This is a genomic window from Paenalcaligenes niemegkensis, assembly GCF_022230885.1.
Classification (GTDB): Bacteria; Pseudomonadota; Gammaproteobacteria; order Burkholderiales; family Burkholderiaceae_B; genus Paenalcaligenes; species Paenalcaligenes niemegkensis.
Map to the genome: position 1 here is coordinate 1,079,435 of NZ_JAKGCT010000004.1, position 26,980 is coordinate 1,106,414.

A 26,980-nucleotide genomic window follows, 5' to 3' on the forward strand; every position below is an offset into this window, starting at 1 on the left:
ATGGGACGCGTCGACTTTGCATTTGGCGCGCCTGATCGCTTGCGTACTGCGTGTGATGTGGTACGCAAGCAATACTTAGGCGGGCGTCGCCTTATTATTTATATAGATGACGCCCGGCAGTTATCGCGCTTTGATCATTTGCTTTGGGGTTTCGAGCCGACCGCGTTCGTCCCGCATGTGCGGGCAGACGATAGCCTGGCCTCAAGTACTCCTATAGTGCTGTGCCAGCGGGATCCCGATCCCAAGCTCAGCCTGGCGGGAAAAGAACCCGCATGGCTACTGAATTTGTCATCTGTCTATCCACCGAACGCCGATCGCTTTGAACGTATTCTCGAAATAGTTTCACAAGACGCTGACGATCGTGAAGCAGCACGGAACCGCTGGCGACAATATCAATCTAACGGTCATGAAGTACGCGCACATCAGTTGGCAAGTTAAAAACAATTTGCTTGTTCAGCTTGTTGTCAGTTAATCTTACTCTTATTAATCTGCGTTGAAGGATGCATCATGAGCGACTTTCGTCATTCAAGCCTGCCTGAGCATTCCGGCTCAATAGGCAAACAATCTCAACTTGCGCAAAACCGAGTTTTGCGCAATACCTACTTACTGCTTGCCGTTTCAATGATTCCCACTGTTCTGGGCGCCATGGTCGGTTTGCGTACAGGCATCAATCAAGCCATGGGCGCAAGCCCCGGCATGAGCATCATGCTATTTTTGGTAGGTGCTTTTGGCTTGATGTTCTTAATCGAGCGTAACAAGAACAGCTCACTAGGCGTAGCGCTGCTCCTGGCTTTCACCTTCTTTATGGGTGTTATGCTTTCACGCATGCTGGGCTTTGTGCTGGGCATGAATAACGGTTCGCAACTGATTATGCTAGCCTTTGGCGGCACCGGGGCCGTATTCGCAACCATGGCTACCGTAGCCTCTACCGCAAAGCGCGACTTCAGCGGTATGCAGAAATTTCTGCTCACCGGCGTAGTCATCATCATTGTGGCTGCCATCGCAAATATCTTTTTGCAGATGCCGGCCTTGATGCTGACGGTATCCGTTCTTGCTATCGCGATTTTCTCGGCATTTTTGCTAGTAGACCTGCAACGCATCATGCGTGGTGGTGAAACCAACTACATCACAGCCACTCTTGGTGTCTACCTTAGTGTCTACAACATCTTCAGCAATTTATTGATGTTGCTCGGCATTTTTGGCGGCAATAGCGACTAAACACGTTTTCAGCCGAAAAAACGCCCCGGTTAATTTTTTACTGACCGGAGCGTTTTTTTATCTATTACCTTTAGCAGCGCTTTTTCGCCATGCAATAAAGCCCTCAGTGGCCACCAGCAGCACCGCTATCCAAATAGGAATATAGGTAAACCAGTCGTGTGCCTGCACCGGCTCACCTAGCAGCAGGAAGGCAACCCAGAACAAAAGAACAGGCTCTACATAACCCAGTATACCGAACAAGCCCAAAGGCAATAAACGGCTGGCTGTCAAATAACCCAATAATGCAGCCGAACTAATGATTCCGAACAGCAGCACTTTCCAATACAAGCTCCAGTTTTCGCCGAACTGCTGCACAAAGGAAACCTCCTGGCTCAGCAAGATATACGCTGCAGGTATAAGCAAAAATCCGAAATCAAAAAACAGTGATGTCAGGGAGCCTACGTTAAGGAAACGGCGCAGCACAAAATACGGTGGATAGCCAAACACCACCAAAGCCGTTGCCCATGAAAACGAATAGCTTTGAAGTAGCTCGTGCAAGACCCCCAAACTTGCGAAAGTCACAGCTATCCATTGCATGGTGCTAAGCTTTTCTTTATAGATCAGCCGACCAGCCAAAACCATCATTAACGGAAGCAAGAAATAGCCCATCGAAACGTCTAGAGCCTTTTGATGCAGAGGCGCCCAAACGAATAACCACAACTGCACGCCAAACAGCACTGAGCAAGCCAGCTGCAATAACAGATAACGAAAGTCGCGCAGCATACGCTTAAGTACAAGCAGGACCTCAGACCAGCGCTTCAACCGCGTAATCACCAGCGCCAGGGCAGGAACGCCCAAAACCACCCGCCACGCAAATATTTCTGTGCCTTCCAGAGGTTTAAGCAAAGTTGCGTAGTAATACAATACTGCAAACAATACCGATGCACCGACCGAAAGGCCAATACCTTTTCTCATTATTTACCTTCAGAAAGAAGCCGACGCTGATAGCTGCGGTTCAAACAGAACAAGCGCTCACGCTTGAGCAGCTCCTCGACGGTAAGCGGGGGCTTATCAGGGGCTTTCAGCGCCCCGGGCATATCTGCCAGCAGCCGCATCATGACGGGAGCGTCGCGGCCCGCTAAGATGCCATCCAGGAACGCATCCAGCAGTAACAGAGAAAGCCCCAGCCGTTTTAATTCGGAACGATTAAAATCTTTAACGTTTTTAGTCAATATATGTACATTGCACCCAGGAAACGCGACTTGCGCAGCACGGGCTGCGGCAATCACGTGCCAGTCTTTAGGGTCGCTGTATTTAAGCCCCACCTTATACGTCTGCACATCAGCCTGATCGGCGAGCGGAAACTCATGCTGCCAATCGCTCCAGTCTTTGTGCAAGTCGCTGACCGGAACTTGCCACAGCCTTGACGCATTGCGTGCCCACTCATCTCCGATGATGGCACTCCAGGCGGGCATGAATATACCTTCACGAGCCAGGCCCAGGCAAAGATGACGCAGTACATTGGAAATCAGGACACAGGCATCCAGCACCAGCACCAAGCCAGGCGCTTCGCGACTGCCGCTTGAAGAGTAGGCAGACACCGGTGCCATTAAAATTGCTGTAAATCCATCAGTACATCACGAGTACGTAATGGCCGTCCCAAATGGTGATCAAGACGCTCTCGGAGCAAGGTGCGCAAATAAGGCTCTAGGTCCGGGTCGCTAAAGTCAGGCGTCTCGTGATCCAGACCGTAACCAATCTGCTGAAGCAATATCCATTCGAAGCGCCTTAACGCCATCGGAGCGCTGCGAGGGTCATCCACCAATTGCTGAAGCGTCAGCTCATAAGCCTCAAAAAGCAAAGGATGAGGGTCTTCACGTGGCAACAGGCGCAACAGCAATTCGTTCATGTACCAGCCTGACATCATGGCTCGGCCTGCGAGCGGGTGAATACCAGCACATTCTGCCTGAGTGAGCGTCTTGACTTCATTCATCCCTGTCCAGCCCAGTGCCAGGGGCTGAAAGACCGACAGTACTGGTTTTAGTGCGGAGTGAGGCCTTTTTGCCCCCTTGGCTACCAAAGGGAGACAACCATAATCTTTACTGAAGACCTGAATCACCAACGAGGTTTCGCGCCAGGGACTGAAATGAAGTACATAAGCGCGTTCGTTGTGTACTCGTTGACGCCTTCTACTCATACCCCAGCTCGCGCAGCGATGCGTCGCGATCAGACCACCCTTTGCGAACTTTAATGTAGACGTCCAAGAAGATCTGCTTCTCAAGCATGCGTTCGATATCTTGACGTGCTTCGGAGGCAATACGCTTCATATGCTCTCCACCGGCACCTAGCAATATAGGACGATGGCTGTCTCGTTCGACCAGCACACATGCTGCGATACGCGCGCCCTGTTCGTTTTCTTCCCATTCCTCGATCATGACCGTACAGCTGTAAGGCAGTTCGTCACCAACGAGACGAAAGATCTTTTCACGAATAAGCTCGGCGGCAATAAAGCGCATCGATCGGTCAGTTAATGTGTCGGCCTCGAACATGGCTTCGCCCACAGGCAGGCACTTCGCGATCTCATCGAGCAAGACGTCAAGTTGCATGTCGCGGGCGGCACTGAGGGGAATGACAGAATCATATTCGTATTCCTGACTGAGCTTGGCAATAAAAGGAAGCAAATCACTTTTATCTTTAAAAAGGTCTATTTTGTTGATAACCAAAATAGAGTGCCCTTTTTAGGAAGCAACGGCAATAATTGCGCATCGCCTTCGGTCCATTTTCCCGCCTCGACAACGTGTACAACCACATCGACATCGGCCAGCGTCTGAGTCACCACACGATTCATCATGCGATTCATGGCACCACCATGACGGGTCTGGAAGCCGGGTGTGTCAACAAAGACAAACTGCTCATGGTCACGTGTCAACACACTATGAATGCGGTGGCGGGTAGTCTGGGCTTTACGTGAAACGATGGAGACTTTGGAGCCGACCAGCGCATTGGTCAGCGTAGACTTACCCACATTCGGGCGTCCCACCACGGCCACAAAACCGCAACGAAATTCTTCCTGGCTCATTTGTTCTCCTGATTTACTGCAACGGGTAAGCTGAGCTGCGGCTGCCGCTGACGACGGGACTGTCGTGACGCTCGCACGGGAAACTGGGTAGTTAGCAATTCGATAGCCTGCAGCGCTGCTGCCTGCTCGGCCGCCCGGCGGCCATTGCCGCTGGCCTGAACAGTGATATCGAGTTTTTCGATACGGCATTCGACATCAAAGACCTGACTATGCGCAGCACCATGTGTTGCAATAACGATATAAAGAGGTAAATCCAGTCGCCGGCCCTGCAGCATTTCCTGTAATAGCGTTTTGGGATCTTTGCCCAAGGTCTTGGGATCTACATCAACCAATAAAGGGTCAAACTGGCGCGCCACCACAGATTCAGCTGACTCGAAACCACCATCCAGATAAACCGCGCCAAAAACGGCCTCTAAAGCATCTGCCAAAATAGATGGCCGCTTGAAGCCACCACTTTTAAGCTCACCTTCGCCGAGTCGCAGATAGTCTGACAACGCCATGCGTTGAGCGATATCGGCCAGCGTAGCCTGTTTTACCAGGTTGGCTCTGAGACGCGACAAATCGCCTTCGTCCACACGGACAAAACGCTTGTACAGCAGCGAAGCCACCACGAAGTTCAATACTGAATCACCTAAAAACTCAAGACGTTCGTTATGCTGAGAACTGTGGCTACGATGGGTAATAGCTTGCTCCAGCAATGCCGGATTCTGAAACTGGTAGCCGATTACCTGTTCGAGTTTTTTCAAGCGCGACATTATTGAAACCGCCCTATACGACTGGGTTCACTAAAGTTCATCCAAATTAAAAACGCTCGTCCGACTACATTTTCGTCAGGAACGAAACCCCAATACCGACTGTCCAGGCTGTTATCCCGATTATCGCCCATTACAAAATAATGGTTTTCAGGAACAGTGCAGCTGACCCCTGAGCCTGTATATTCACAGTTCTCATTGTACGGAAAACGCACAATAGGCATGTAATTTTGCATTCCGCGCTTGTCGAGAAGAATACTGTGTTCTACCGTACCAAGCTGCTCTAGATAGCGGCCGGTATAGACGGTACGATCAGGCTCAAAAAAGTCACCACTACGAACCTGACTGACTTCTGTACCATTGATATACAGGGCTTTGTTGCGATAATCAATTTTATCGCCGGGCAAGCCCACCACGCGTTTAATGTAATCAATGCCTGGCTCGACCGGATACCTGAACACCAGCACGTCACCGCGACCTGGATTATTAACATTAATAATCTTTTTATTAATGACCGGTATGCGAACGCCGTATTCGTACTTGTTTACCAGGATAAAGTCGCCGTTCTGCAAAGTAGGCAGCATTGATCCCGAAGGTATACGAAAAGGCTCGAAAATGAACGAACGCAATACGAAAACGAATAAAATCACTGGAAAGAAGCTGACGCCATACTCGACCCACCACGGCATACGTACTGCTTTGGCGTAGGCTTCTTTACGTAAGGTCTCGGTCTGGAGCGGGTTAGCACCAGCCTCATCCCGGATGGCTCCCATCGCTTCACGTGCACGCTGTCGACGACGCGGAGCCAGGGAAAACCGATCCCAAAACCAAATTGCGCCGGTGATTACCAGCAAAATAAATAAGATCAGGGCAAAGTCCCAGCGCATTGTTTACCTCAGTAGTTATTATTTGTCTTCGACCTGCAAAATCGCCAGAAACGCCTCTTGCGGGATTTCAACGTTACCCACCTGCTTCATGCGCTTCTTACCTGCTTTTTGTTTCTCGATAAGCTTCTTCTTGCGCGAGATATCGCCGCCATAACACTTGGCCAGAACGTTTTTGCGCAGAGCCTTAACGTTTTCACGTGCAATGACTTCTGCGCCAATTGCTGCCTGAATCGCAATATCAAACATTTGACGAGGAATTAAACTGCGCATTTTAGAGACGACTTCGCGACCACGATAACGTGCGTTCAAGCGATGCACGATCATGGAAAGCGCGTCCACACGGTCGCCATTAATAACAATGTCGACCTTGACTACCTCGGCAGCCCGGTATTCTTTGAACTCGTAGTCCATTGAGGCATAGCCACGTGAGACCGATTTAAGCCGGTCAAAGAAATCCATCACGATCTCAGCCAAGGGGATCTCGTAAACCAGGCTGACTTGCCTGCCTAAATACGTCATGTTCATTTGTACGCCGCGCTTGGCATTACATAAGGTCATGACTGGACCTACGTAGTCTTGTGGCATTAACAACGTCACCACCACGATAGGCTCGCGAATTTCTGCGATATGACTGATTTCAGGCATACGCGACGGACTTTCGATCATGAGAATTTCGCCATCATTGCGCTGCACTTCATACACCACCGACGGAGCTGTGGTGATGATGTCCATATCGAATTCGCGCTCAAGACGTTCTTGCACAATTTCCATGTGCAACAAGCCAAGAAACCCGCAACGGAATCCGAAACCTAAAGCCTGCGATACTTCGGGCTCAAACATCAGGGAGGCATCATTTAGCTTGAGCTTCTCCAACGACTCGCGCAGCTGATCGTACTCACTGCTTTCTACCGGATACAAGCCGGCAAAAACCTGTGGCTTGACCTCAACAAAGCCTGGCAAGGCTTCAGCAGCGGGCTTGGCGGCATGCGTAACCGTATCGCCTACCTTGGCATGCTCAAGCTCTTTCATCCCGGTGACGATAAAGCCGACCTCGCCTGCAGACAGCATGTCTTTAGGGGTAGCCTTGGGAGTGAAAACACCAATCTGATCACAGTGGTGCGTGGCACCATTGGCCATCAGCTGAACGCGGTCTTTATGCCTGAGCTGGCCATTGACAATACGAACCAGCATCACGACGCCTACGTAGTTATCAAACCACGAGTCGATAATCAGCGCCTGCAGACGATCGTCGACATTGCCGACGGGCGCTGGCACATTTCGCACGATGGACTCAAGAATCTCGTCTATACCCATTCCGGTTTTAGCGCTGGCCGGAATGGCTTCAGAGGCATCGATGCCAATGACATCTTCAATCTCTTGGCGGGCAGCCTCTGGATCGGCCGAGGGCAAATCCATTTTATTGAGTACCGGAATGACTTCCAGGTTTTGCTCGATCGCGGTATAGCACGTAGCTACGGTTTGAGCTTCAACGCCTTGTGAAGCATCGACCACCAGCAGCGCACCCTCACAGGCCGACAAAGAACGAGAAACCTCGTATGAGAAGTCGACGTGTCCGGGTGTGTCAATCAGATTTAAATTATAGGTTTTACCGTCTTTCGCCTTGTATTGCAGAGACGCAGTTTGTGCCTTAATCGTAATTCCCCGTTCTCGTTCGATATCCATCGAATCCAGAACCTGGGTAGACATTTCACGATCCTCTAGCCCGCCACAACGATGAATTAAGCGATCGGCTAGTGTGGATTTACCGTGATCGATGTGAGCAATAATTGAGAAGTTGCGGATGTGATCCATAGACCAGAAAAAGAAAACTACCTGTTAATAGGAATAAACGCGCAGTCGCATATTGACTATACGACAACAAAAAAGGGGCGCTCAGGGCGCCCCCGTATGCATGGCTACTATTTTAGCCTTATTAAGGGACTTTATTTCGAAGGTGTGACCAGAACCCACTGAGAGTTGCCGCCACGCACCACTAATAGTGCTGCCGCCTTCGATTTATCCAAAGCATCAATTACTTTTTTGTATTGATCGGGACTGGTAATGTCTTGATCATTTACGCGAACAATAAGGTCGTCTGGTGCAAGCCCTGCCTCGGCAGCGACGCCGGTTGCCTCGACTACGCTGACACCGCCTTCAATACCCAAAGCCGCCCGTTCTGCATCAGATACAACGCCCACGCGCAAACCCATGCGATCGGTGGCTGGTGCTGCTTCCTGAGGGCTGGGAGCAGCTGAGGCGGTGGTAGCACCCGGCATCTCGTCTACGATGGTCTGCACTGTTACTGTCTTGCCTTTGCGCCAGATACTGACTGCGACTTTATCGCCCGGCTGGCTGGCTCCGACAATGCGTGGCAAATCGCTCATTTGTTCGATTTTCTTGTCGCCGAAGCTTAAGATAACGTCACCGGAACGAATGCCTGATTTTGCTGCCGGGCCTTCCGCTTCGACATTACTGACCAAAGCACCTTTGTTATCACTTAAGCCCAAGGCCTTGGCAACATCATCGCTAACCTGAGTAATTTGCACCCCAATACGACCACGCGTTACTTTACCATGTGCTTTGAGTTGTTCTACAACATTCATGACCTCGTCGATGGGAATTGCTAAAGAAATTCCCATAAAACCACCACTACGGGAAATAATTTGCGAGTTCATGCCCACAACCTCGCCATTAAGATTGATTAAGGGGCCTCCGGAGTTACCGGGATTAACAGCTACGTCAGTCTGGATGAATGGCAGGTAATCCCCGGTATCCCGATTAATAGCACTGACAATACCGACCGTAACGGTGGAGTCCAGGCCAAAGGGTGAACCGATCGCCAATACCCACTGGCCTTTCTTGAGTTCTGACGGGCTGCCAATCTGCAACGGAGAAAGATCCTTTCCTTCAATCTTGATAAGGGCTACATCGGTACGCTCATCGCTACCAATTACCTTGGCCTTGTACTCTTTTCCATCGGTCAGGGTCACAAAAATATCATTGGCATCAGCAACAACGTGGTTGTTGGTCAATACATAGCCGTCAGCTGAAATAATAAAACCCGAACCTACACCGCGCGGCACGATACGTTCTTTTTGTTCTGGCGCAGGCACCGCCGGATTACGCTGTGGGGGCGTGGCGCCTGGAGGCATGAAGTCAGGCCCAAAAAACCAGCGAAACAACTCGTAGGGATCGCCATTTGGCCCACCCATTGCCTGGCGCACAGGCACTGATTCGGTAGTACGAATATTGACCACCGCTTTTTCGGTTTTCTCAACTACGCTGGAAAAGTCAGGCAACACCACTGCAGGTGCAGGAGCCGTGACCTCTGCTGTTTGTGCCACCACTGCCGGCGCCGCACAAGCGAGAGCAAAGCCTGCGGTTGCAACCGCAAGGGATCCAGCCAATTTTTTATAGCCTGCACAAATGATCTGCATCATTAAACTCCTTAGAATGAGCGTCAATTTTTTCTAGCCAAGGGCACAAACTCCGCCGTGCGCCCAAGTTCGGTAAGGGTGCTGAGCGGGACTTCTCCGGTGGTGGTCAGCCAGTAATCACCAATTCGTGTCCTAAATAAATTCATACTGCCACGACGCGACCCTTTATCTTCTTTAAGACGTGCGCCCTGATCTTCTACTGGCTCAATAAATACCGAAATTGCGGCCAGGCCGTCAGACAATACAAGTTGCGAAACCTTTCTTCCAGTACCCATGGAGCGAGCTACTTGAGAAATCACCTCGAAACCTGCCGGGTACTCAATGCGCCAGCCTTGGGCCGATAAATCTACCTTGTTCATGTTGGCTTCGATGGTACGCCAGTTTGAAAAATCGATGGTGGACTGTAAGTCTGCAGCCTTCACTTGACTACCGTACGCAATACTGACAAATGAAACCTGCTGGATAACATCGCCGTTAGCATTCAAGGTTTGAGCCTGCAGCAGCAAGGCATTGTCGGTGTCCGCACATAGCCTGTATCCGTAGCGCAACTCGTCTTTAGGGTTTAACTCGTACACAGTGCATTCACGCCCGGCCACGCGCTTAACATCGTCCAGCTTGCTGACTGAGTAATAGTCTAATAGCTGCTTGGGATGCCCTAGCAATACAGCCGGGAAGCGGTCGGAACGCTTACGTTCCAGGATAACCACCTTGCGCTCGGGAACCAGGCACTGCACCTGCTCGTTATTACGCAAGAACTCTCGCGGCTTGCCGTCAAGAAGCTCAAGGCGCTCACGTTCGCCGGTGCCATCAATCATGTGCACTAGACGCATAGACTGGGTAGCGCTGCCTTGGGTGTATGTAATGACGCCTGCGTAATCAAGCTCTCGCGCAGAACTCTGCATTTCTGCTAAAAAGTGAAGAGGATCATCTGCCTGGGAGGGGCTAAGCGGCAACGCAATTACGCTATGGGCAAAGGCAAGACAAGCAAAAAAGCCGAACAAACCCAAAGGTATGATTTTCAGCGACACCCTAGCGACGCTACGTTTTCGTGGCCAGACATCAACTATCATTGATTAGCAACCCCTAGCTCGTACGATACCTGCCGCGCTGGCCCTACCCCCGACATGTCGCGATGTGCATCTACGTAATCCAGCCACGCATCGTCGCTTACGCTTGCCAACACAGGCGTGCTGGCAGGTAACTGGGACCCGGAGGAAAAATACGGCAAGGCCACCCATGCCACGGCGGCAACCGCTGCAGCCACTGCCAGGCCTGACATTCCCCACCGTACAGGCTTTTGACGCGGCAAATAGCGTGGTGCCAGAACGGTAGGCTCATCATCAATGGCCTTGGACAATCGAGCGTAAAACTTGTCTGAAGGCGTGATCGAGAGCTCTTCACTACGCAACACATCACCAATCAGATGGTAGGTATCCCATACCTGACGTCCGTACGGTGTATTTAGCTCGTCCGGGCGAATTTTTCTATCGCCATCTACCCATGCTGAAACGGACTCTTCCCAGGAACTAAAATCGTCATGGGAGTTTATACTTGTTTTACTGCTGGACATGAATTACTCCTTACCAACCGCGGTCGGTGTCGCCAGATTCGCGAACGGGACGCAGCTCGGCTGCAATAGCCTCTCGGGCACGAAATATTCGAGAACGGACAGTTCCGATTGGGCAACCCATTGTTTCAGCAATGTCTTCATAGCTCATGCCTTCGATTTCTCGTAACACAATAGCGGTGCGTAACTCTTCTGGAAGCTCGTTTATCGCCGCATTCACGGTTTCGACCACCTGACGGCTAATCATTTCAGCTTCAGGGGTACTGATGTCTGTTAGGTTATCAATTGGATCAAAAGTTTCACCGTCTTCACTTTCATATGAATTTATTAATGAAGGGCGACGATTACTGGACGCCTGCCAATTACGCGCAGTGTTTATCGCAATACGGTAAAGCCACGTATAAAACGCACTGTCGCCGCGAAACTGAGGCAAAGCACGATAGGCTTTTATAAAGGTTTCCTGGGCTACGTCTTCGACCTCGCCGGCATCGCGCACCATACGTGACAGCAATCGCATGATTCGCCGCTGGTACTTCAATACCAGAAGATCAAAAGCCCGTTTGTCGCCCTGTTGAACACGCGCGACTAGCTCGGCATCGACATCGCGTTCAGTCATGATGGTTCCTTAGTCTGCTGGCTACCTGCGTATGCATTGTAACGGCTCAGGGCGAGGTTAATATCTCGCCAATGGTTAATTGTTATTTTCTGGCGCCATAGCGTAACGTTGAGTTTTTGCCATGCAAATAACGACCGCGCCCCTGTTATGGAGGGAAGCGCATAGCGCGTTGCTACGGGCCTTATCTGATCTGTGAACTCTAAACTTAACCACCATGGGCTTCGCCAATTATGCAACAAATAAACCTCGTGTAGTTCGCCTAGATGATCCACAACATACCATTGATTATCAGTAAATTGCAGAAATAACGTTGACCTGAATTTGATCCGTTGATATTGCCTTACACAGCCTACTGCCAGCACAAGCAACAATAACGGATACGCCCAGACAGGCTGGGACTGACGCCACAGAACAATTCCGATGGCTATACAAATAACTGCAGGCAATAAAAAACCCGACCACACTACCCAAGCAGGCTCTTGGGTAGTAATGGAACGGGCTGTAGATGGAGCCGGAAACGACTTCGCCACTACTCGGCGTAACGTTTCACCACCATCGACCCATTGGTGCCACCGAAACCAAAGGAGTTCGAAAGTGCCACATCAATTTTTAAATCGCGAGCTTCGTTGGCACAGTAATCAAGATCACAATCAGGATCCTGATTAACAATGTTTATGGTCGGCGGCGATATTTGGTGATGCACAGCCAGGGTCGTAAAGACGGCTTCGATACCGCCCGCAGCCCCTAGCAAGTGGCCAGTCATTGACTTGGTGGAGTTCACCACCAGGTTTTTGGCATGGTCACCAAAGGCCAGCTTAATGGCTTCTGTTTCGTTGATATCACCCAGCGGTGTAGAGGTACCGTGCGCATTGACATAATTAACAAGGCTGAGATCAACCTTGGCATTACGCAAGGCATTTTCCATGCCACGCTTAGGACCGTCTTTATCAGGTGTAGTAATGTGATGAGCATCGGAGCTCATGCCGTAACCGATAAACTCGCCATAAATACGTGCGCCACGCTGGCGAGCGTGTCCGTACTCTTCGAGCACCAGAACCCCTGCGCCTTCACCCAGCACAAAGCCATCACGGTCACGGTCCCAGGGACGGGATGCCGCCGTGGGGTCATCGTTACGGGTAGATAAGGCGCGCATTGCTGCAAACCCACCTACACCTAAAGGCGAAACGGTTGATTCGGCGCCACCCGCAACCATTACGTCGGCGTCGCCATACTCGATTAGTCGAGCGGCATCACCAATGGAATGCAGGCCTGTAGTGCAGGCCGAGACCACCGCATAGCTGGGGCCTTTTAAACCCAATGCAATGGATAACTGACCAGACACCAGGTTAATTAATGAGCCTGGTACGAAAAAGGGCGAAATACGCCGCGCACCACGCTCGAGATAATCTTTTTGTGTATCTTCAATACGGGGTAAGCCACCGATTCCTGAACCAACGATTACGCCCATACGCTCGGCGTTTTCTTCAGTAATCTCTAGGCCAGAGTCTTTCCACGCCTGGATTCCAGCCGCCAGACCATAATGGATAAAGGTATCCATTTGCTTGGCTTCCTTGGCTGACACCAATTGCGTGATATCGAAATCTTTGACTTCACCCGCAATTTGGGCATTGAGAGCGGATGCATCGAAACGCGTAATGCGCCCGATACCCGAACGCCCATTAACGATGTTATCCCATGCACTGGCAATATCGTTGCCGACTGGGGAAATTATACCCAGCCCGGTAATCACGACACGTCGCTTCACGGATGACTCCTAAAAACAAAAAAGCGGTTCGAAGAGAATACCAATGAGGCTCCGAACCTGTTGAAGGGTAAGAACCACATCGCGGATATTCGCCGTAAACCGCTTAGCGGGGGCAAGCATGCCACCTGCCCGCACCCTGATTTGAAATTACTGCTTGCTGTTTGAATTGATGTAATCAACAGCTTGCTGAACCGTCGTGATTTTCTCAGCTTCTTCGTCTGGGATTTCGGTTTCGAATTCGTCTTCGAGCGCCATCACGAGCTCGACCATGTCGAGCGAGTCGGCACCGAGGTCGTCAAGAAAAGAAGATTCGTTCTTGATCTCGGCTTCGTTTACGCCAAGTTGTTCAGCGACGATCTTCTTGACGCGCTGTTCGATGCTTTCCATGCAGATTCTCCAAGTTGGGGATTAATTCCCGCGAATTATAGCCAAACGATACATTAAATGGGTATAGGCTATGATAAAAAACGGCAGTACCAGTATAAGGCTAACGGCACGGTGGCTATTAAACACCAAAAGGTACGCCCCTTACAAATCAAATGATTTTACCTTAGATCTGGCAGGTGCCAAGCTCTTTACATGTACATTCCGCCATTTACGTGCAGTGTGGTACCTGTAATATAGTCGGCCTGGGGCCCTGCCAAAAAGGCCACAGCGTTCGCAATATCGCGCGCTGCACCTAAACGGCCTAAAGGAATTTGGTTCAAAATAGCAGCAGATTGCTCTTCTGTAAGAGCCCGCGTCATATCGGTATCGATAAAACCCGGAGCCACACAATTAACAGTAATGTTACGGCTACCCAGCTCGCGAGCCAAGGCGCGCGACATACCTGCTACGCCTGCCTTGGCTGCGGCATAATTTGCCTGGCCAGGATTTCCGCTATAACCCACTACCGAAGTAATGTTTATGATACGGCCCCAACGGGCTTTCATCATGGGACGGATTACCGCACGGCTTAATCTGAACACGGCTTTTAAATTGGTGTCCAGTACCGCATCATAATCATCATCTTTTAAACGCATCATGAGATTATCGCGCGTAATACCGGCATTGTTAACCAGAATATGCGGACCGCCTGACTCTTTGGCTATATGACTGATCAGCGCGTCGCAGGCTTCCGCATCATTTACGTCGAGAACCACGCCACGGCCGCCATTAGCTGACAGAGCGTCATTAATCGACGCTGCCCCTGCCTCAGAGGTGGCTGTGCCTATAACTGTCGCACCCTGAGCCTGTAACTGTTCGGCAATGGCTTTTCCCAAGCCGCGGGTTGCCCCGGTAACCAGGGCGACTTTTGAATCTAATACCAATGAGCTCATGATTATCCTTTTAGCGCACTGATCGTTTGCTCTAGTGAGCTTGGGTCGTTCACCGAATAAACCACCATATCGCGATCAATACGTTTAATTAAACCGGCCAATACTTTGCCTGGACCGCATTCTACAATATGTGTGATGCCCATGGCTTTCATGGCCTGGACTGTTTCTACCCATCGCACCGGATGCCATGCCTGACGCACCAGCGCCGAACGGATCTGAGCTATATCGGAAGGGCTCTGCACATCAACATTATTAATAACAGGCACTGCGGGGACCTGCATGGATACCTCTTTCAGGGCGCTTTCGAGTACCTGAGCGGCCGGCTTCAGCAAGCTTGAGTGAAAAGGGGCCGAAACAGGCAGCACTACTGCCCGGCGGGCCCCTTGCGCTTTAGCAAGTTCACAGGCACGCTCTACTGCCGTCACATGACCGGCTATCACCACTTGGGCTGGCGCATTAAAGTTGACCGCTTCTACAGTCTCGCCCTGGGCTGCTTCTGCACAGACAGCAATCACCTGATCATCATCCAGACCCAGGATTGCTGCCATAGTACCCGTGCCCACCGGCACAGCCTCTTGCATGGCACTAGCGCGAATTCGCACCAGACGCACTGCATCAGCCAAAGCAAGCGCTCCGGAGGCGGTCAATGCAGAGTATTCTCCCAAGCTATGACCCGCCATCACTGCAGGCACAGGGCCATCAAGGGCCTTCCACGCCTGATACATCGCTACTGCTGCACTGAGCATTGCTGGCTGGGTATGGACAGTGAGGTTTAGATCTTCTGCCGGGCCTTGCGCTATTAGCGCTGAAAGGCTGTAGTCCAAAGCTTGATCTGCTTCGGCCATTACAGATTGAACGGCAGGATTGTCGAGCCACGCATCAAGCATACCTACAGCTTGTGAACCCTGGCCCGGAAATACCAAAGCAAATTTCATATTTTTACCCGTCTCTGATTTAAATGGTGTCTTCCAACCGCAAGAACCCTATTAAGCGAAGCAACTACATGCGCACCAGCACAGAGCCCCAGGTGAATCCGCCACCAACCCCCTGCAGCAAGGCCAGATGACCAGGCTGGATACGGCCGTCCTTGCGGGCCACGTCAAGCGCCAAAGGCACACTGGCTGCTGAAGTATTGGCATGCCGGTCAACCGTAACAACAACTTTACTGGAATCAATGCCCAACTTGCGCCCCAGGAAGTTGATGATACGCAGGTTGGCTTGGTGAGGAATCATCCAGTCTATGTCTGCCAGCTGTACACCAGCCTGTTCGCATACCTCGTGGGCTGACTGCGCAAGCGAGTTGACCGCAAACTTAAATACGGCCTGGCCATCCATACGCAAAAACGGATCGCCAACAACAACGCCATGAGAAACATTACCTGCCGCCGCTAAAATATTCATTTGCGTGCCATCAGCGTTAAGCTGAGCACCTACTACACCGGGCTCATCGCTGGCGCTGAGCACGACGGCACCTGCGCCATCGCCAAACAGCACGCAAGTGCTTCGATCGTTCCAGTCGAGAATACCGGAAAAAACCTCGGCACCGATGACCAGTACATTTTTAGCGCGCCCGGCTTTAATAAATGTCTCGCCAGTCGTCAACGCATATACGAATCCGCTGCATACGGCTTGCACGTCAAAGGCAGCTGCATTTTTAGCGCCAAGTTCGGCCTGAACAATACAGGCAGTGCTAGGAAAAATAAAATCGGGGGTGGATGTCGCAAGAATAATGAGGTCGATATCCGAGGCAGCCAAGCCGGCATCATCAAGAGCGATTTGTGAGGCCTTGACCGCCAGATGGCTAGTCTTGACCCCTTGCTCAACTAAATGACGCTGCAGTATCCCTGTACGCTCACGTATCCACTGATCTGAGGTTTCAATGCCGCGCTCGGCAAGCTCAACCGCCAAATCATCGTTAGAAACCACTCGCGGTGGCAAATAACCGCCGGACCCAATTATTTTGGCATATGGCATAGAGATAGATTCCTGACAGCCGCGTATTACTGCGCGGTTTCTGATTGTTCGCCCTGAGCAGGAAGAGATTGGGCTTCGTCGGCTTCCGGAAAGCTGAGCCGCAAACGCTCTATAGCTTCGGTTATGCCTTCGAGCAGCCCGTTCTTCACAGCGTAGCGGGCACGCTGCAGGGCATTGCCATAAGCATATGCATCTGCAGAACCATGACTTTTTATGACAATACCACGTAAGCCCAACAGCGCCGCACCGTTGTAGCGCCGGTTATCGACGCGATGACTTAAGCGATTGAGCACGGGTTTGGCAACCAGGCCCGCAGTCATGCTAAGTGTGTTTCGGGTGAACTCTTCACGGAGCATGCTGGCCACCATCTTGGCCAAGCCTTCGAGAGACTTCAGCACTACATTACCAACAAACCCATCGCACACGACAATATCGACGGTACCTTTACAGATATCATCACCCTCAACGTTGCCGTAGAAATTAAGGCCACTTTTTCGCAGAAGCTCTGCAGCTCGCTTGACAACTTCGTTGCCTTTAATGACCTCTTCGCCAATATTAAGCAAACCCAAAGTAGGACGCACACGCCGGTCAACGGTGCTGGCAAGGGCAGTCCCCATTATTGCAAACTGCAGCAAGTGCTCTGCCGTGCAATCCACGTTGGCTCCGAGATCGAGCATCGTGGTGGCGCCGCCTTTTTGATTAGGAATAGAAGCGGCGATTGCCGGACGATCAATGCCGTCCAGCGTTTTTAATACATACCGTGTGATGGCCATCCAGGCACCGGTATTTCCTGCCGAAAGACAGGCATCGGCCAAACCATCTTTTACTGCTTGGGCAGCCACTCGCATCGACGAATTCTTTTTGCGACGAAGCGCCACTTCTACCGAATCGTCCATAGTGACAACTTCGGAAGCGTGAAGTATTTCGTACCAGTCGTCTGAGCGGTTTCCACAGTCGGCCAACTGTTTTTTTATTGCATCCGTATCGCCCACCAGCAGACACAAGGTGTCAGAGTGTTCTCGTGCAAACTGCATAGCGGCAGGAATAGTAACGGCCAAGCCGATATCCCCGCCCATGCAATCGATAGCGATACGTATTGATTTTATTGTCATTAGGCACGCAGACGTAGTGAATGCGAAGCACTAAACAACGAATTAATCGTCGTTTTTAGTTTTCAGCACTTTACGACCACGGTAGATGCCGTTGGGGCTAATGTGGTGGCGCAGATGCAATTCGCCAGTAGTGGCTTCGATTGCTGTTGATGGGCCGGTAAGAGCATCGTGTGAACGGCGCATGCCACGACGCGATGGGCTCTTTTTAGTTTTCTGAACAGCCATGATGACTCCTGTGTACAGGGCTAACCAGAAAGCGACTGGCCCCGCAAATTAAAAAATAAGTTAAAAAATGAGCTAAAATTTCTTCAGCTTGCTTAACATCGCAAACGGATTCGGTTTCTCGGCATCTAAAAAATTCGGCTCGTCGTTGCTAGACAAAGCGTCAGGCAACGAAGGGCAAATTTCGTGGCGCGCCACATACGGCAAACTAAGGATTACCTCGTCTTCGATTAATTCGAGTAAGTTTAATCGCTGCGTTGCCAGTATACGGTCTGAACCTTCGAAATCGTCTTCATCAAGCTCTAGCTCAGCTTCGGTGTCTACAATCTCGAAAGAGTTCAGCACCTCGACCGGCTGCTCGAAAGGGGTTAGACATCGCTGGCACTCGAGGATTATAAACCCTGTGACGTGCAGATGAATAAAACGACGCCCCGCCGAATCAAGCTCGCCCCGAACGGACCAACTAAACTTCTGCCCTTGCTGTTCCGGCAGATCTTCAGTGGCGCGCGCCAAAGCACTAATATCAACCACACCCGACCTGCTATCGCCCAGACGTGTAAACGAAGCAGCTTCCAGAAGATATTGCGTAGTATCCACAACGACCTCCGGCATTCCAATAACGAGGAAAACATTAGATAATACAGCGCAGACAGTTATACAGTCAAACTTTTAACCGATTAAGCATAACCATGCGTCTTATTCTTGCATCCGGCTCGCCGTACCGCCGCGACATGTTACAGCGGCTTGCCCTCCCCTTCGAGGTTATCACATCAAATGTTGACGAAACACCACAGCTTGACGAGACACCCGAAGCTCTTTCACTCAGGCTGTCACAAGAAAAAGCCATGGCCGTGGCCAAACATCATCCGGATGCCATCGTTATTGGCTCGGATCAGGTCGCTGCGCTAGGTAAGCTGGCTATAGGCAAAGCGGGAAGCTATGATTTAGCAGTTGAGCAATTGCAGCAGCTCAGTGGTCAAACGGTAGTGTTTCACAGCTCGCTATGCGTGGCACTGCAAGACCGACTGTGGTGCGAGAGCGTGCCCACCACCTGCGCCTTCAAAAGGCTGAGCCTGGACGAAATCCATTACTATCTGCGGCACGATAAACCTTTTGACACGGCAGGCAGCGCCAAGGCCGAAAGCCTGGGAATCGCGCTGATGGAATCCATGCACTCCGACGATCCCACCGCTATTATTGGTCTGCCCCTTATTGCCCTAAGCCGGCTACTACGAAAAGTTGGGCTAAACCCCTGCTTGGCCCCGGGCCACTCGCTCTTTAACTCTTAAACGCTAAGGATTTCTGGTGTCCACCACAGCTTATTTACATCTCATTCCCGTCAGCCTGGGCGAGGCCGATCTTGGCCTATGGCTTCCCGCCAGTGTTCAGGCCAAAGCTCAGTCTCTTGACACCTACATTGCAGAAAACGCCAAGACCGCCAGAGCTTTTCTCAAACAAACAGGCACCCTCAAGCCCTTGCAAGAGATCACCATTCACACACTCGACAAACAAGGTACGGCCCCACAGAAAATACGTGAGTGGTTATCGCCTATTCGTGACGGCGGCGAAATTGGCCTCGTGTCCGAAGCGGGCTGCCCTGCCGTGGCCGATCCAGGTGCCGCCGTGGTCGCTATAGCGCATGAACTGAATATTCAGGTAATGCCTCACGTAGGCCCGTCTTCTATCTTGCTAAGCCTTATGGCAAGTGGACTTGATGGCCAACAGTTCGCGTTTCACGGATACCCTCCCGTCAAGGACCCCGAACGAAGCAAGACCCTGAAGGAATGGGAGGCCCACTCTAAAAAGCAGCGCCAAACTCAGATCTTCATTGAAACGCCCTATCGTAACAGCGCCATATTCGCCGCCTTGCTGCAAAACCTGAACAAGAACACAAAGCTGTGCGTTGCTCGCTCGCTAACCACGGCTGATCAATGGGTGCGTACACTAAGCGTTGACCAGTGGATCAAGCAGCCTGCTCCCGAGCTCAGCAAGCAGCCCACAATTTTTCTGTTTCAAGCGTAACCATTCTTCACAGGCTGATATTTATATGCCCTTTCTACCTTTCTCCGCCCGCCGTCCTTCCACCTCAAGTTTCGTCCTGGTGATGTTAGTGGCGGCAGTGCTGTCTGGCTGCAGCTCTGCCCCGCGAATCGGCAACACAAAGGTAGATGACAGCATTCAGGCCCAGGGACAAAACAGCCGGGTGCGCCATATCGTCCTGCACTACACCTCTGGCGATACCCCAACGTCGTTGAAAGTGCTTAGCCAGCACGACGTCAGCAGCCACTACCTCATTAGTGATGACTCTCCGCCCAAACTCTACAAACTGGTCGATGAAAACAGACGTGCCTGGCACGCGGGGGTGGGCCGCTGGGGTGAATATAGCGATCTCAACACCAGCTCCGTGGGTATTGAGATCGTTAATGAGGGCCGGCGCGCCGATGGTACCTGGGCTCCCTATCAGAAGGCACAAATCGACCTGGCTATCGCTTTGATACAAGATCTGGTCAACCGGCATCGAGTCACCCCTAGCAATATCGTAGGCCACAGCGATATTGCACCTCAGCGGAAAATAGATCCGGGCCCGCTATTCCCCTGGGCGCAGTTGGCCGAAGCAGGACTGGGGCGCTGGTATAACGAAACGCAGGCAGCCCAATACCAGCAACGCTATCAAACCGAAGGATTGCCTGGTACCTATGAAATTCAGGAGCTACTTAAATCAATCGGCTACGACGTCAGCCTGAACGGAGAGCTTGATCGTGCAACCATTAATGTTATAGCTGCCTTTCAGATGCGTTATCGACCAGGCCTCTATGATGGCAACCCTGATGCCCAAACCGTGGGAATCTTAAAGGCCTTAAGCACTTCAGCGCGATAGCCATTTCCAACAAGGCCGCGGGCAGTACGGAAGGCGGCTAGCGTCGACGGTACCAGAGGCGGCTACCTAACAAGATCAGCAATACCGCGCCATACAGATAGACGTCATTAAAGTCATTTTTCCCACTGCGCACTAAATAGAAGTGCGCAATCGATAACACACCAATCAGATAGACGCTGCGGTGCAACCGCTTCCAATTAGCGCCCAGGCGCCTCATGGCTGCGTGGGTAGATGTACACGCCAGCAAGAGCATCAAGACCGTAGCAATTGCCCCGATGGCAATAAAGGGTCGGTCGAAAATATCGGAAAACATGGCATTCAAGGAAAGCCCGCGCTCCCAGAGCGCCCACCCGAGCACATGCAAAACCGTGTAAAAGAACGCAAACAATCCCAATGGACGCCGTACCCGTATTATTGAAGGAACCGCCGCAATGTGGCGCACCGGGCTGACGGCCAAGGTCAACCAAAGCAATACCGTGGCCCAAATGCCTGAAGAGCGGATCAGGAACTCGGCAGGATTTGCGCTCAGGCCCTGAGTAAAACCAAGAATCAACCAGCGCAAAAGCGGGAAAAAACCAATGCTGAATACCGCAATGCGCGCCAGCAACAAGAACCGATCGGCAGATACTGAACGGAAGATGAATGCCATTAGCAGAAACGAGCCAGGTCCATGCCACTATACAGTGCAGCAACCTCAGTGCCATAGCCATTAAAGAGCTGGGTTTCAATACGCGGGGCAAACAGTCCTGCACCGATGCGGCGCTCGGTAGCCTGGCTCCAGCGCGGATGAGGCACATCTGGATTGACGTTGGCATAAAAGCCATACTCGTGAGGAGCCACCAGCATCCAACTGCTGGCTGGCATTTTCTCGACCAGCTGAATTCGCACGATTGATTTTGCCGACTTGAAGCCGTATTTCCACGGCACAATCAGCCGAACGGGAGCCCCGTTTTGCGCAGGCAGCTCTGCCCCATACACACCTAAGCCCAGCATGGCCAGCGGGTGCATGGCTTCATCTATACGCAAGGCTTCGGTGTAGGGCCAGTTTAAAATCGGCGAACGCAGACCGGGCATGTACTTGGGCATTGCCGCCGTTTCGAACAACACATATTTCGCATTTGCGGTGGGCTCAACCTGCTTTAACAAGGCGCTGAGCGAATATCCCAGCCATGGGATCACCATAGACCACCCCTCTACACAGCGCAGACGATACACGCGCTCTTCCAGACTTTGCAGGGCTAGCAGATCATCCAGGTCGAAGCTTCGAGGCTTCAAGACTTCGCCCTCGATCTGAAGCTGCCACGGGCGTGTAGGCATCTTGGAGGCGTGGCGCTTGGGATCGGCTTTATCCGTACCGAACTCGTAAAAATTATTATAGGAGCTGACGTCGGAAAAACTAGTCCGTGTCTCGGAGGATCCCCACTGCTCCGGGCTAATGTGTTTGAGAGGCTGTTCAGGCGAAGGGGCTGCACGAGTGCTTGCCCACGGGGCAGCCAGCGCGATAGCGCCTGCACCCAGCCCGCCCAACAATGTCCTGCGAGAGCGCCAAACCTGCTCATCAGTGATTTCCGAATCGGGTATGCTGGCTTTATATTTCAGCAAATACATAAGATCTGCCTTTCTGGGGTTATATACGCTGCAAGATCAGTTCTCGCATCGCAGCAACGCTATCTACCATGTAGGTAGGCTCGGCGCTGCTTAGGGTTTTAGGGTCGTGCGCCCCATAGGTAACAGCAAGACTATCAAGTCCCGCGCTGGTAGCCATGACGATATCGTGCGTGGTATCACCCACCATCAAGACATTGGCAGGCGTTAACGACAGCTCTTCAATTAACTCGTATAGCATCCGCGGATGGGGCTTGCCCTGAGTCTCGTCGGCACAGCGGGTGGCCGCAAAATACGTACCTAAATTGACATTTTGCAACACCCTGTCCAGACCCACGCGACTTTTACCTGTGGCTACCGTTAAGACGACTTTGCGCGCCTTAAGTTCATTCATAAAATCCAGCATGCCGTCAAAAAGCTTGATGTGCGGATCCCGCTGCAAAAAATGGTGGCGATAGCGCTCCAGGAACAGTGGCATCTGCTCGGCGCCCAGATCGGGGACGGCGCGATACAGCGCACTTTCCAATGACAGTCCAATCACCCAGCTGGCCAGCGTCATACTGGGCACCTCGAGACCCAGGTCGCCACTGGCCAGGCGAATAGCGGTAGCTATGGAATGAGTGGAATCCATCACCGTCCCGTCCCAATCAAAAATCACCGCGTTATAACGCTTTGTACTCATGCTGCTTTCTCCAGACTACGCAATACTTCCTGGCATTCAGCTGGCAAGGGAGCGGAAAGCTCCAGGCGCTCGCCAGTAATAGGATGATTCATTTGCAAACGACTTGAATGTAAAAACATCCGTTTAAAACCCAGGCGGACAAAGTGCTCACGCACTTGATCGGAACCATACTTGTCATCTCCCACAATGGAAAAGCCCAAATTGGCGAGGTGCACACGAATTTGATGGGTACGTCCTGTTTTTAAATCAGCCTCAAGCAGGCTGTAACGGCCATAGCGGGCAAGCAAATTAATAACGGTATGCGAAGCTTTGCCTTCTGGGTGCACCTTGACGCGGCGCTCTCCACTGGCTGTCATCCACCGCAACAACGGGTCACGGATATGCTGGCGGTCGTTTACCCAGTCGCCCACGACCAGCGCCTGATAAAACTTGTCGACACGGCCCTCGCGGAACATATCATGCAATTCCACCAGCGCATTTCGCCGCCGCGCCACAATCAGCAGGCCGGAAGTGTCCCTGTCCAGCCGGTGCGCCAGCTCTAAAAACCGCTCGGCTGGCCTGGCCGCCCGCAACTGTTCGATAACACCAAACGACACGCCGCTGCCGCCATGGACTGCCACACCCTGCGGCTTGTCGATGACCAGCAAATACTGATCTTCATAGACGATAGGAAAGACGGCCGGAGGAACGGGCAGGGTTTCGTCACGCTGCGCCAGACGCATAGGAGGAATACGCAGCAGGTCTCCACTTTGCAAACGATAGTCGCTTGAGACCCTGCCTTTATTTACGCGTACCTGGCCACCACGTATGGCTTTATATATGTGGCTTTTCGGCACACCTCTACATTCACGAATAAGATAATTATCGACTCGCTGACCTGCCAACTCAGGCTCGATTTCGACGAAACGGACACGCGGAACTTGGTTATCAATATCTAATGGTTTGCTCATGTCCAAAAGAGGCATATAATCGCCTCAGCCTATGGAAACTGTGACACCGCCAAACGTAGAGATGCAAAGGGTGCGTCTCCGTTAGGCAGGAAAGGTCTCATTGTAATACCTGAGTTCCAGTTTTCGTGGTCATTTGGTCGCCGGAGCGAGCCTGTTTGCCTGAACACGTGTAGCGTTATGCCCGTGTCCACACATTTGCTTGCCATCCGCGTGCGGCACTGAACACCTGCGAAAAAGTCGTCGCTCTTTAGAATTTAGCACCAGACGCGAGCAAAACCCGAGTCTGTCCCGTTCCCAGCAATTTACTTACCGTCAAACACTATAGTGATCCTGACCTCCATGCTGACTGAACTGCGCGCTTACCCGCGCACTGTGCCCCCACGACATTACACGGTGGGCATGGCCTGATTCATCTCAGCCTTCCCTCTGCAGCGAAAAGTGCTACACACCAAGTGACCCGCGGTCGTGCTCCGATAATCGGTGCGCCATGACTACGGAGAATCACGCTCATGAAAAGAATGTTGTTCAATGCAACGCATCAAGAAGAATTACGCGTTGCCATTGTTGACGGTCAGAAGCTTATAGACCTCGACATCGAAACTGCCGGACGCGAACAGCGTAAAGGGAACATATATAAAGGGGTTATTACCCGAATTGAACCCGGCCTAGAGGCATGTTTCGTCAGCTACGGCGAAGATCGCCACGGCTTCCTGCCTTTCAAGGAAGTCGCTCGCACCTACTTCAAAGACGGCGTTGATGTGCGCTCTGCGCGCATTCAGGATGCCCTCACCGAAGGCCAGGAGCTAATCATTCAAGTTGAAAAAGAAGAGCGTGGCAACAAAGGTGCCGCCCTGACTTCTTTTATCTCGCTTGCTGGCCGATACCTGGTGTTAATGCCAAACAACCCTCGCGGGGGCGGCGTTTCCCGTCGGGTAGAAGGTGAAGACCGCCAGGAACTCCGGGAAGCCATTGACCAGCTGAATATTCCCTCGGGCATGAGCATCATTGCCCGCACTGCAGGTATAGGCCGCAGCGTCGAAGAACTGCAATGGGATCTAAACTACTTGCTGCAGCTTTGGACCGCCATCGATGGTGCGGCCAAAGACAACAGCGCGCCCATACTTATATATCTAGAGTCCAGCCTGGTCATCCGTGCCATTCGCGATTACTTCTCGCAGGAAATCGGCGAAATCCTTATCGATACCGATGACATCTACGAGCAGGCCACCGCCTTTATGAGCGTGGTGATGCCTGATAATGTACAGCGCGTCAAAATGTACCGGGATGACATTCCCCTGTTCTCCCGTTTCCAGATAGAAAACCAGATCGAAACAGCTTACTCACGCACTGTGCAGCTGCCTTCAGGTGGTGCGGTCGTTATCGATCACACCGAAGCCCTGGTTGCCATCGACGTCAACTCTGCGCGTTCCACGCGGGGCGCTGACATCGAAGAAACTGCCTTGCGCACCAACCTGGAAGCCGCAGATGAAGTTGCCCGCCAGCTGCGTCTGCGCGACTTGGGCGGCCTGATCGTCATCGACTTCATCGACATGGAAGAAGGCAAGAACCAGCGTGCGGTCGAGCAACGTTTACGTGATGCCCTGCACCTGGATCGGGCTCGTGTACAAATGGGCAAGATTTCACGCTTCGGCTTAATGGAACTCTCACGCCAGCGCTTGCGTCCTGCACTAAACGAAGGCTCGCACATCACTTGCCCTCGCTGCACAGGTACGGGCGTCATTCGCGATGCCGAATCCAGCGCACTGCACGTCTTGCGCCTGCTTCAAGAAGAAGCCATGAAAGAAGGTACGGCCGCTCTGCATGCCCAGGTGCCTGTAGACGTCGCAACCTATCTGCTAAACGAGAAACGCGCTGACGTCTCAAAAATCGAATCGCGTCTGAATATCAACTTAACGCTGATACCAAATAAAAATCTTGAAACCCCGCATCACGTCATCGAGCGCCTGCGTCACGACGATCCTCGTCTTGAAGAGCTAAAAATCAGCTACCAGCAGGTGCAGACTGAAGCTCCGGCAACACTCACGCCTCATCGCACGCACGAAATCAAGCCACGCCCCGAGGCTTTGGTTAAAGGCATTACACCTTCACAGCCTGCGCCTACCTCTGCCGCCGTGGCGAAAAAGCCGAAGGCCCAAGCTTGTGGCAACGTATTATGGCGTGGTTCAGCCCTGCTGCAGACAAAAAACCTGAGCAAGAGAAACCGCCAGCAGCCAAGGGCCAGCAACGTCGTGGACAACGCCAGCATGCCGAACGCACTGCTTCAGGCGAACGTCCACAACGACAGCGTCAACGACGAGGCCAACGCCCCGTCGCCGACGAAGCAGCTACCGAAGCCAAAGTTGTAGAGCAAAGCAGCACGCCTACAGGCCGTAATCGCCGTCGCCCACAACAAGCGGCAACCGAAACGCCTAGCTCCGAGAACCGTCAGACACGCACCGACAGCACCGAAAACGCTGATGCCAGCACTAGCGCATCAGCTAACCGTCGCCGTCGCGGCGGACGCGGAAGACGCCGTGATGGCTCCGCAAGTGAAAATGCCGCAAACAACGAGCAGCATCTGGACGCCGCACCGGCCGTCTCAAGTGCACCACTCGCTGCTACAATTGTTGCTCCCGAGTACAGCAATGAGCAAGATGACACGTCAGTCGATACCGGTTCACAAGACGACGACACCCAGCCAAACACTGACGAGCAACAGCGTCAGGGCGATCCTGAACGCCGTCGTCGCCGTCGTCGCAGCCGTCGTGGCCGTCGTCCGCAAGAAGCCAATGCAGTGGCAGAACAAGCAGAATCTGAACAGCCAGAGGCAGAAGCCACTGTTAGCGCTGCCGGAGCTTTTATTGCTCACGAAACACCGGGTTTCGATGCCAGTGCTTTTGAGCAAGAGCAAGCTGACTCGACAAAAGCTGTAGCAGCT

27 protein-coding genes and 2 pseudogenes are annotated in these 26,980 nt (G+C 52.1%); 6 read left to right on the plus strand and 23 right to left on the minus strand.

Annotation, left to right across the window (positions count from 1 at the left end; translation table 11 throughout):
- Together L1889_RS09225 and L1889_RS09230 are read left to right on the plus strand one after the other, a co-directional pair.
- A complete protein-coding gene (locus L1889_RS09225; protein ID WP_238664882.1) occupies window positions 1–438 on the plus strand; it encodes a DNA polymerase III subunit chi in 438 nt (145 codons plus the stop codon).
- A gap of 69 nt (window positions 439–507) precedes the next feature.
- A complete protein-coding gene (locus tag L1889_RS09230; RefSeq protein WP_238664883.1) occupies window positions 508–1,218 on the plus strand; it encodes a Bax inhibitor-1/YccA family protein in 711 nt (236 codons plus the stop codon).
- A gap of 57 nt (window positions 1,219–1,275) precedes the next feature.
- Here L1889_RS09230 and rarD read toward each other — a convergent pair whose 3' ends face one another.
- The 19 genes and pseudogenes from rarD to L1889_RS09325 all read right to left on the minus strand — a co-directional run bounded on the left by rarD (window position 1,276) and on the right by L1889_RS09325 (window position 18,524).
- The gene (rarD, locus tag L1889_RS09235; RefSeq protein ID WP_238664884.1) at window positions 1,276–2,172 is read right to left on the minus strand and encodes an EamA family transporter RarD; all 897 of its coding nucleotides are present in this window, start codon (window positions 2,170–2,172) and stop codon (window positions 1,276–1,278) included.
- Window positions 2,172–2,807, minus strand: a complete 636-nt coding sequence (locus tag L1889_RS09240) for a PIN domain-containing protein (RefSeq protein ID WP_238664885.1) — start codon at window positions 2,805–2,807, stop codon at window positions 2,172–2,174. Before L1889_RS09240 ends, rarD begins: the two co-directional genes overlap by 1 nt.
- Window positions 2,807–3,394: a DNA repair protein RecO gene (recO, locus tag L1889_RS09245; RefSeq protein ID WP_238664886.1), complete on the minus strand. Its 588-nt coding sequence runs from the start codon at window positions 3,392–3,394 to the stop codon at window positions 2,807–2,809. Before recO ends, L1889_RS09240 begins: the two co-directional genes overlap by 1 nt.
- A pseudogene (era, locus tag L1889_RS09250) lies at window positions 3,387–4,276 on the minus strand (GTPase Era). Before era ends, recO begins: the two are co-directional and overlap by 8 nt.
- A complete protein-coding gene (rnc, locus tag L1889_RS09255) occupies window positions 4,273–5,031 on the minus strand; it encodes a ribonuclease III (RefSeq protein ID WP_238664887.1) in 759 nt (252 codons plus the stop codon). Before rnc ends, era begins: the two are co-directional and overlap by 4 nt.
- Window positions 5,031–5,915, minus strand: a complete 885-nt coding sequence (gene lepB, locus L1889_RS09260) for a signal peptidase I (RefSeq protein ID WP_238664888.1) — start codon at window positions 5,913–5,915, stop codon at window positions 5,031–5,033. The genes rnc and lepB overlap by 1 nt, the downstream gene beginning before the upstream one ends.
- Before the next feature lie 18 nt (window positions 5,916–5,933).
- A complete protein-coding gene (lepA, locus tag L1889_RS09265) occupies window positions 5,934–7,727 on the minus strand; it encodes a translation elongation factor 4 (RefSeq protein WP_238664889.1) in 1,794 nt (597 codons plus the stop codon).
- Window positions 7,728–7,858: 131 nt separating this feature from the next.
- Window positions 7,859–9,355, minus strand: coding sequence for a DegQ family serine endoprotease (locus L1889_RS09270; RefSeq protein WP_238664890.1), 1,497 nt, complete (start codon window positions 9,353–9,355; stop codon window positions 7,859–7,861).
- A gap of 20 nt (window positions 9,356–9,375) precedes the next feature.
- The gene (locus tag L1889_RS09275; protein WP_238664891.1) at window positions 9,376–10,422 is read right to left on the minus strand and encodes a MucB/RseB C-terminal domain-containing protein; all 1,047 of its coding nucleotides are present in this window, start codon (window positions 10,420–10,422) and stop codon (window positions 9,376–9,378) included.
- Window positions 10,419–10,922 (minus strand): sigma-E factor negative regulatory protein, encoded by a 504-nt coding sequence (locus L1889_RS09280; RefSeq protein WP_238664892.1) that lies wholly within the window; start codon window positions 10,920–10,922, stop codon window positions 10,419–10,421. The genes L1889_RS09275 and L1889_RS09280 overlap by 4 nt, the downstream gene beginning before the upstream one ends.
- A 10-nt stretch (window positions 10,923–10,932) precedes the next feature.
- A complete protein-coding gene (rpoE, locus tag L1889_RS09285) occupies window positions 10,933–11,535 on the minus strand; it encodes an RNA polymerase sigma factor RpoE (protein WP_238664893.1) in 603 nt (200 codons plus the stop codon).
- Between the two features lie 529 nt (window positions 11,536–12,064).
- A complete protein-coding gene (gene fabF, locus L1889_RS09290; protein ID WP_238664894.1) occupies window positions 12,065–13,300 on the minus strand; it encodes a beta-ketoacyl-ACP synthase II in 1,236 nt (411 codons plus the stop codon).
- A 147-nt stretch (window positions 13,301–13,447) separates the two neighbouring features.
- Window positions 13,448–13,687, minus strand: a complete 240-nt coding sequence (gene acpP / locus L1889_RS09295) for an acyl carrier protein (protein WP_238664895.1) — start codon at window positions 13,685–13,687, stop codon at window positions 13,448–13,450.
- Window positions 13,688–13,875: 188 nt separating this feature from the next.
- Entirely contained in the window at window positions 13,876–14,619 is a 744-nt protein-coding gene (gene fabG, locus L1889_RS09300) for a 3-oxoacyl-ACP reductase FabG (RefSeq protein ID WP_238664896.1), read from the minus strand.
- Between the two features lie 2 nt (window positions 14,620–14,621).
- Entirely contained in the window at window positions 14,622–15,554 is a 933-nt protein-coding gene (gene fabD / locus L1889_RS09305; protein WP_238664897.1) for an ACP S-malonyltransferase, read from the minus strand.
- 64 nt (window positions 15,555–15,618) lie between these two features.
- Window positions 15,619–16,593 carry a beta-ketoacyl-ACP synthase III gene (locus tag L1889_RS09310; RefSeq protein ID WP_238664898.1) on the minus strand — a complete coding sequence of 325 codons (975 nt, stop codon included), beginning with the start codon at window positions 16,591–16,593 and terminating at the stop codon, window positions 15,619–15,621.
- 26 nt (window positions 16,594–16,619) lie between these two features.
- On the minus strand, window positions 16,620–17,705 hold the full coding sequence (gene plsX, locus L1889_RS09315; RefSeq protein WP_238664899.1) for a phosphate acyltransferase PlsX: 1,086 nt from the start codon (window positions 17,703–17,705) through the stop codon (window positions 16,620–16,622).
- A 42-nt stretch (window positions 17,706–17,747) separates the two neighbouring features.
- Window positions 17,748–17,930, minus strand: coding sequence for a 50S ribosomal protein L32 (rpmF, locus tag L1889_RS09320; RefSeq protein ID WP_238664900.1), 183 nt, complete (start codon window positions 17,928–17,930; stop codon window positions 17,748–17,750).
- 72 nt (window positions 17,931–18,002) lie between these two features.
- Complete coding sequence (locus tag L1889_RS09325) at window positions 18,003–18,524, minus strand: YceD family protein (protein WP_238664901.1); 522 nt, start codon at window positions 18,522–18,524, stop codon at window positions 18,003–18,005.
- A 92-nt stretch (window positions 18,525–18,616) separates the two neighbouring features.
- Between L1889_RS09325 and L1889_RS09330 the strand changes: the two genes are divergently transcribed.
- From L1889_RS09330 to L1889_RS09340, 3 genes are read left to right on the plus strand one after another with little or no spacing between them, the layout of a single operon-like run.
- Window positions 18,617–19,216: a Maf family nucleotide pyrophosphatase gene (locus L1889_RS09330; protein WP_238664902.1), complete on the plus strand. Its 600-nt coding sequence runs from the start codon at window positions 18,617–18,619 to the stop codon at window positions 19,214–19,216.
- Between the two features lie 16 nt (window positions 19,217–19,232).
- Window positions 19,233–19,949: an SAM-dependent methyltransferase gene (locus tag L1889_RS09335; RefSeq protein WP_238664903.1), complete on the plus strand. Its 717-nt coding sequence runs from the start codon at window positions 19,233–19,235 to the stop codon at window positions 19,947–19,949.
- 25 nt (window positions 19,950–19,974) lie between these two features.
- Window positions 19,975–20,805, plus strand: coding sequence for an N-acetylmuramoyl-L-alanine amidase (locus tag L1889_RS09340; protein WP_238664904.1), 831 nt, complete (start codon window positions 19,975–19,977; stop codon window positions 20,803–20,805).
- A 37-nt stretch (window positions 20,806–20,842) separates the two neighbouring features.
- Here L1889_RS09340 and msrQ read toward each other — a convergent pair whose 3' ends face one another.
- Genes msrQ through L1889_RS09360 form a run of 4 tightly spaced genes read right to left on the minus strand, consistent with a single transcriptional unit; the run spans window position 20,843 to window position 24,057 of the window.
- Complete coding sequence (gene msrQ, locus L1889_RS09345) at window positions 20,843–21,454, minus strand: protein-methionine-sulfoxide reductase heme-binding subunit MsrQ (RefSeq protein WP_238664905.1); 612 nt, start codon at window positions 21,452–21,454, stop codon at window positions 20,843–20,845.
- Window positions 21,454–22,413 carry a protein-methionine-sulfoxide reductase catalytic subunit MsrP gene (gene msrP / locus L1889_RS09350; RefSeq protein WP_238664906.1) on the minus strand — a complete coding sequence of 320 codons (960 nt, stop codon included), beginning with the start codon at window positions 22,411–22,413 and terminating at the stop codon, window positions 21,454–21,456. Before msrP ends, msrQ begins: the two co-directional genes overlap by 1 nt.
- 19 nt (window positions 22,414–22,432) lie before the next feature.
- Window positions 22,433–23,092 carry an HAD family hydrolase gene (locus tag L1889_RS09355; RefSeq protein WP_238664907.1) on the minus strand — a complete coding sequence of 220 codons (660 nt, stop codon included), beginning with the start codon at window positions 23,090–23,092 and terminating at the stop codon, window positions 22,433–22,435.
- Window positions 23,089–24,057: an RluA family pseudouridine synthase gene (locus tag L1889_RS09360; RefSeq protein ID WP_238664908.1), complete on the minus strand. Its 969-nt coding sequence runs from the start codon at window positions 24,055–24,057 to the stop codon at window positions 23,089–23,091. The genes L1889_RS09355 and L1889_RS09360 overlap by 4 nt, the downstream gene beginning before the upstream one ends.
- 494 nt (window positions 24,058–24,551) lie before the next feature.
- Between L1889_RS09360 and L1889_RS09365 the strand changes: the two are divergent.
- A pseudogene (locus L1889_RS09365) lies at window positions 24,552–26,827 on the plus strand (Rne/Rng family ribonuclease); the annotation flags it as partial.
- Window positions 26,828–26,980: the final 153 nt, after the last annotated feature.

What these genes read in the sequence shown, in the direction of transcription:
- L1889_RS09225 (WP_238664882.1), top strand. Translation starts at nt 1, where the DNA reads ATGGGACGCGTCGACTTTGCATTTGGCGCGCCTGATCGCTTGCGTACT.
- L1889_RS09230 (WP_238664883.1), top strand. Translation starts at nt 508, where the DNA reads ATGAGCGACTTTCGTCATTCAAGCCTGCCTGAGCATTCCGGCTCAATA.
- rarD (WP_238664884.1), bottom strand. Translation starts at nt 2,172, where the DNA reads ATGAGAAAAGGTATTGGCCTTTCGGTCGGTGCATCGGTATTGTTTGCA.
- L1889_RS09240 (WP_238664885.1), bottom strand. Translation starts at nt 2,807, where the DNA reads ATGGCACCGGTGTCTGCCTACTCTTCAAGCGGCAGTCGCGAAGCGCCT.
- recO (WP_238664886.1), bottom strand. Translation starts at nt 3,394, where the DNA reads ATGAGTAGAAGGCGTCAACGAGTACACAACGAACGCGCTTATGTACTT.
- rnc (WP_238664887.1), bottom strand. Translation starts at nt 5,031, where the DNA reads ATGTCGCGCTTGAAAAAACTCGAACAGGTAATCGGCTACCAGTTTCAG.
- lepB (WP_238664888.1), bottom strand. Translation starts at nt 5,915, where the DNA reads ATGCGCTGGGACTTTGCCCTGATCTTATTTATTTTGCTGGTAATCACC.
- lepA (WP_238664889.1), bottom strand. Translation starts at nt 7,727, where the DNA reads ATGGATCACATCCGCAACTTCTCAATTATTGCTCACATCGATCACGGT.
- L1889_RS09270 (WP_238664890.1), bottom strand. Translation starts at nt 9,355, where the DNA reads ATGATGCAGATCATTTGTGCAGGCTATAAAAAATTGGCTGGATCCCTT.
- L1889_RS09275 (WP_238664891.1), bottom strand. Translation starts at nt 10,422, where the DNA reads ATGATAGTTGATGTCTGGCCACGAAAACGTAGCGTCGCTAGGGTGTCG.
- L1889_RS09280 (WP_238664892.1), bottom strand. Translation starts at nt 10,922, where the DNA reads ATGTCCAGCAGTAAAACAAGTATAAACTCCCATGACGATTTTAGTTCC.
- rpoE (WP_238664893.1), bottom strand. Translation starts at nt 11,535, where the DNA reads ATGACTGAACGCGATGTCGATGCCGAGCTAGTCGCGCGTGTTCAACAG.
- acpP (WP_238664895.1), bottom strand. Translation starts at nt 13,687, where the DNA reads ATGGAAAGCATCGAACAGCGCGTCAAGAAGATCGTCGCTGAACAACTT.
- fabG (WP_238664896.1), bottom strand. Translation starts at nt 14,619, where the DNA reads ATGAGCTCATTGGTATTAGATTCAAAAGTCGCCCTGGTTACCGGGGCA.
- fabD (WP_238664897.1), bottom strand. Translation starts at nt 15,554, where the DNA reads ATGAAATTTGCTTTGGTATTTCCGGGCCAGGGTTCACAAGCTGTAGGT.
- L1889_RS09310 (WP_238664898.1), bottom strand. Translation starts at nt 16,593, where the DNA reads ATGCCATATGCCAAAATAATTGGGTCCGGCGGTTATTTGCCACCGCGA.
- plsX (WP_238664899.1), bottom strand. Translation starts at nt 17,705, where the DNA reads ATGACAATAAAATCAATACGTATCGCTATCGATTGCATGGGCGGGGAT.
- rpmF (WP_238664900.1), bottom strand. Translation starts at nt 17,930, where the DNA reads ATGGCTGTTCAGAAAACTAAAAAGAGCCCATCGCGTCGTGGCATGCGC.
- L1889_RS09330 (WP_238664902.1), top strand. Translation starts at nt 18,617, where the DNA reads ATGCGTCTTATTCTTGCATCCGGCTCGCCGTACCGCCGCGACATGTTA.
- L1889_RS09340 (WP_238664904.1), top strand. Translation starts at nt 19,975, where the DNA reads ATGCCCTTTCTACCTTTCTCCGCCCGCCGTCCTTCCACCTCAAGTTTC.
- msrQ (WP_238664905.1), bottom strand. Translation starts at nt 21,454, where the DNA reads ATGGCATTCATCTTCCGTTCAGTATCTGCCGATCGGTTCTTGTTGCTG.
- msrP (WP_238664906.1), bottom strand. Translation starts at nt 22,413, where the DNA reads ATGTATTTGCTGAAATATAAAGCCAGCATACCCGATTCGGAAATCACT.
- L1889_RS09355 (WP_238664907.1), bottom strand. Translation starts at nt 23,092, where the DNA reads ATGAGTACAAAGCGTTATAACGCGGTGATTTTTGATTGGGACGGGACG.
- L1889_RS09360 (WP_238664908.1), bottom strand. Translation starts at nt 24,057, where the DNA reads ATGCCTCTTTTGGACATGAGCAAACCATTAGATATTGATAACCAAGTT.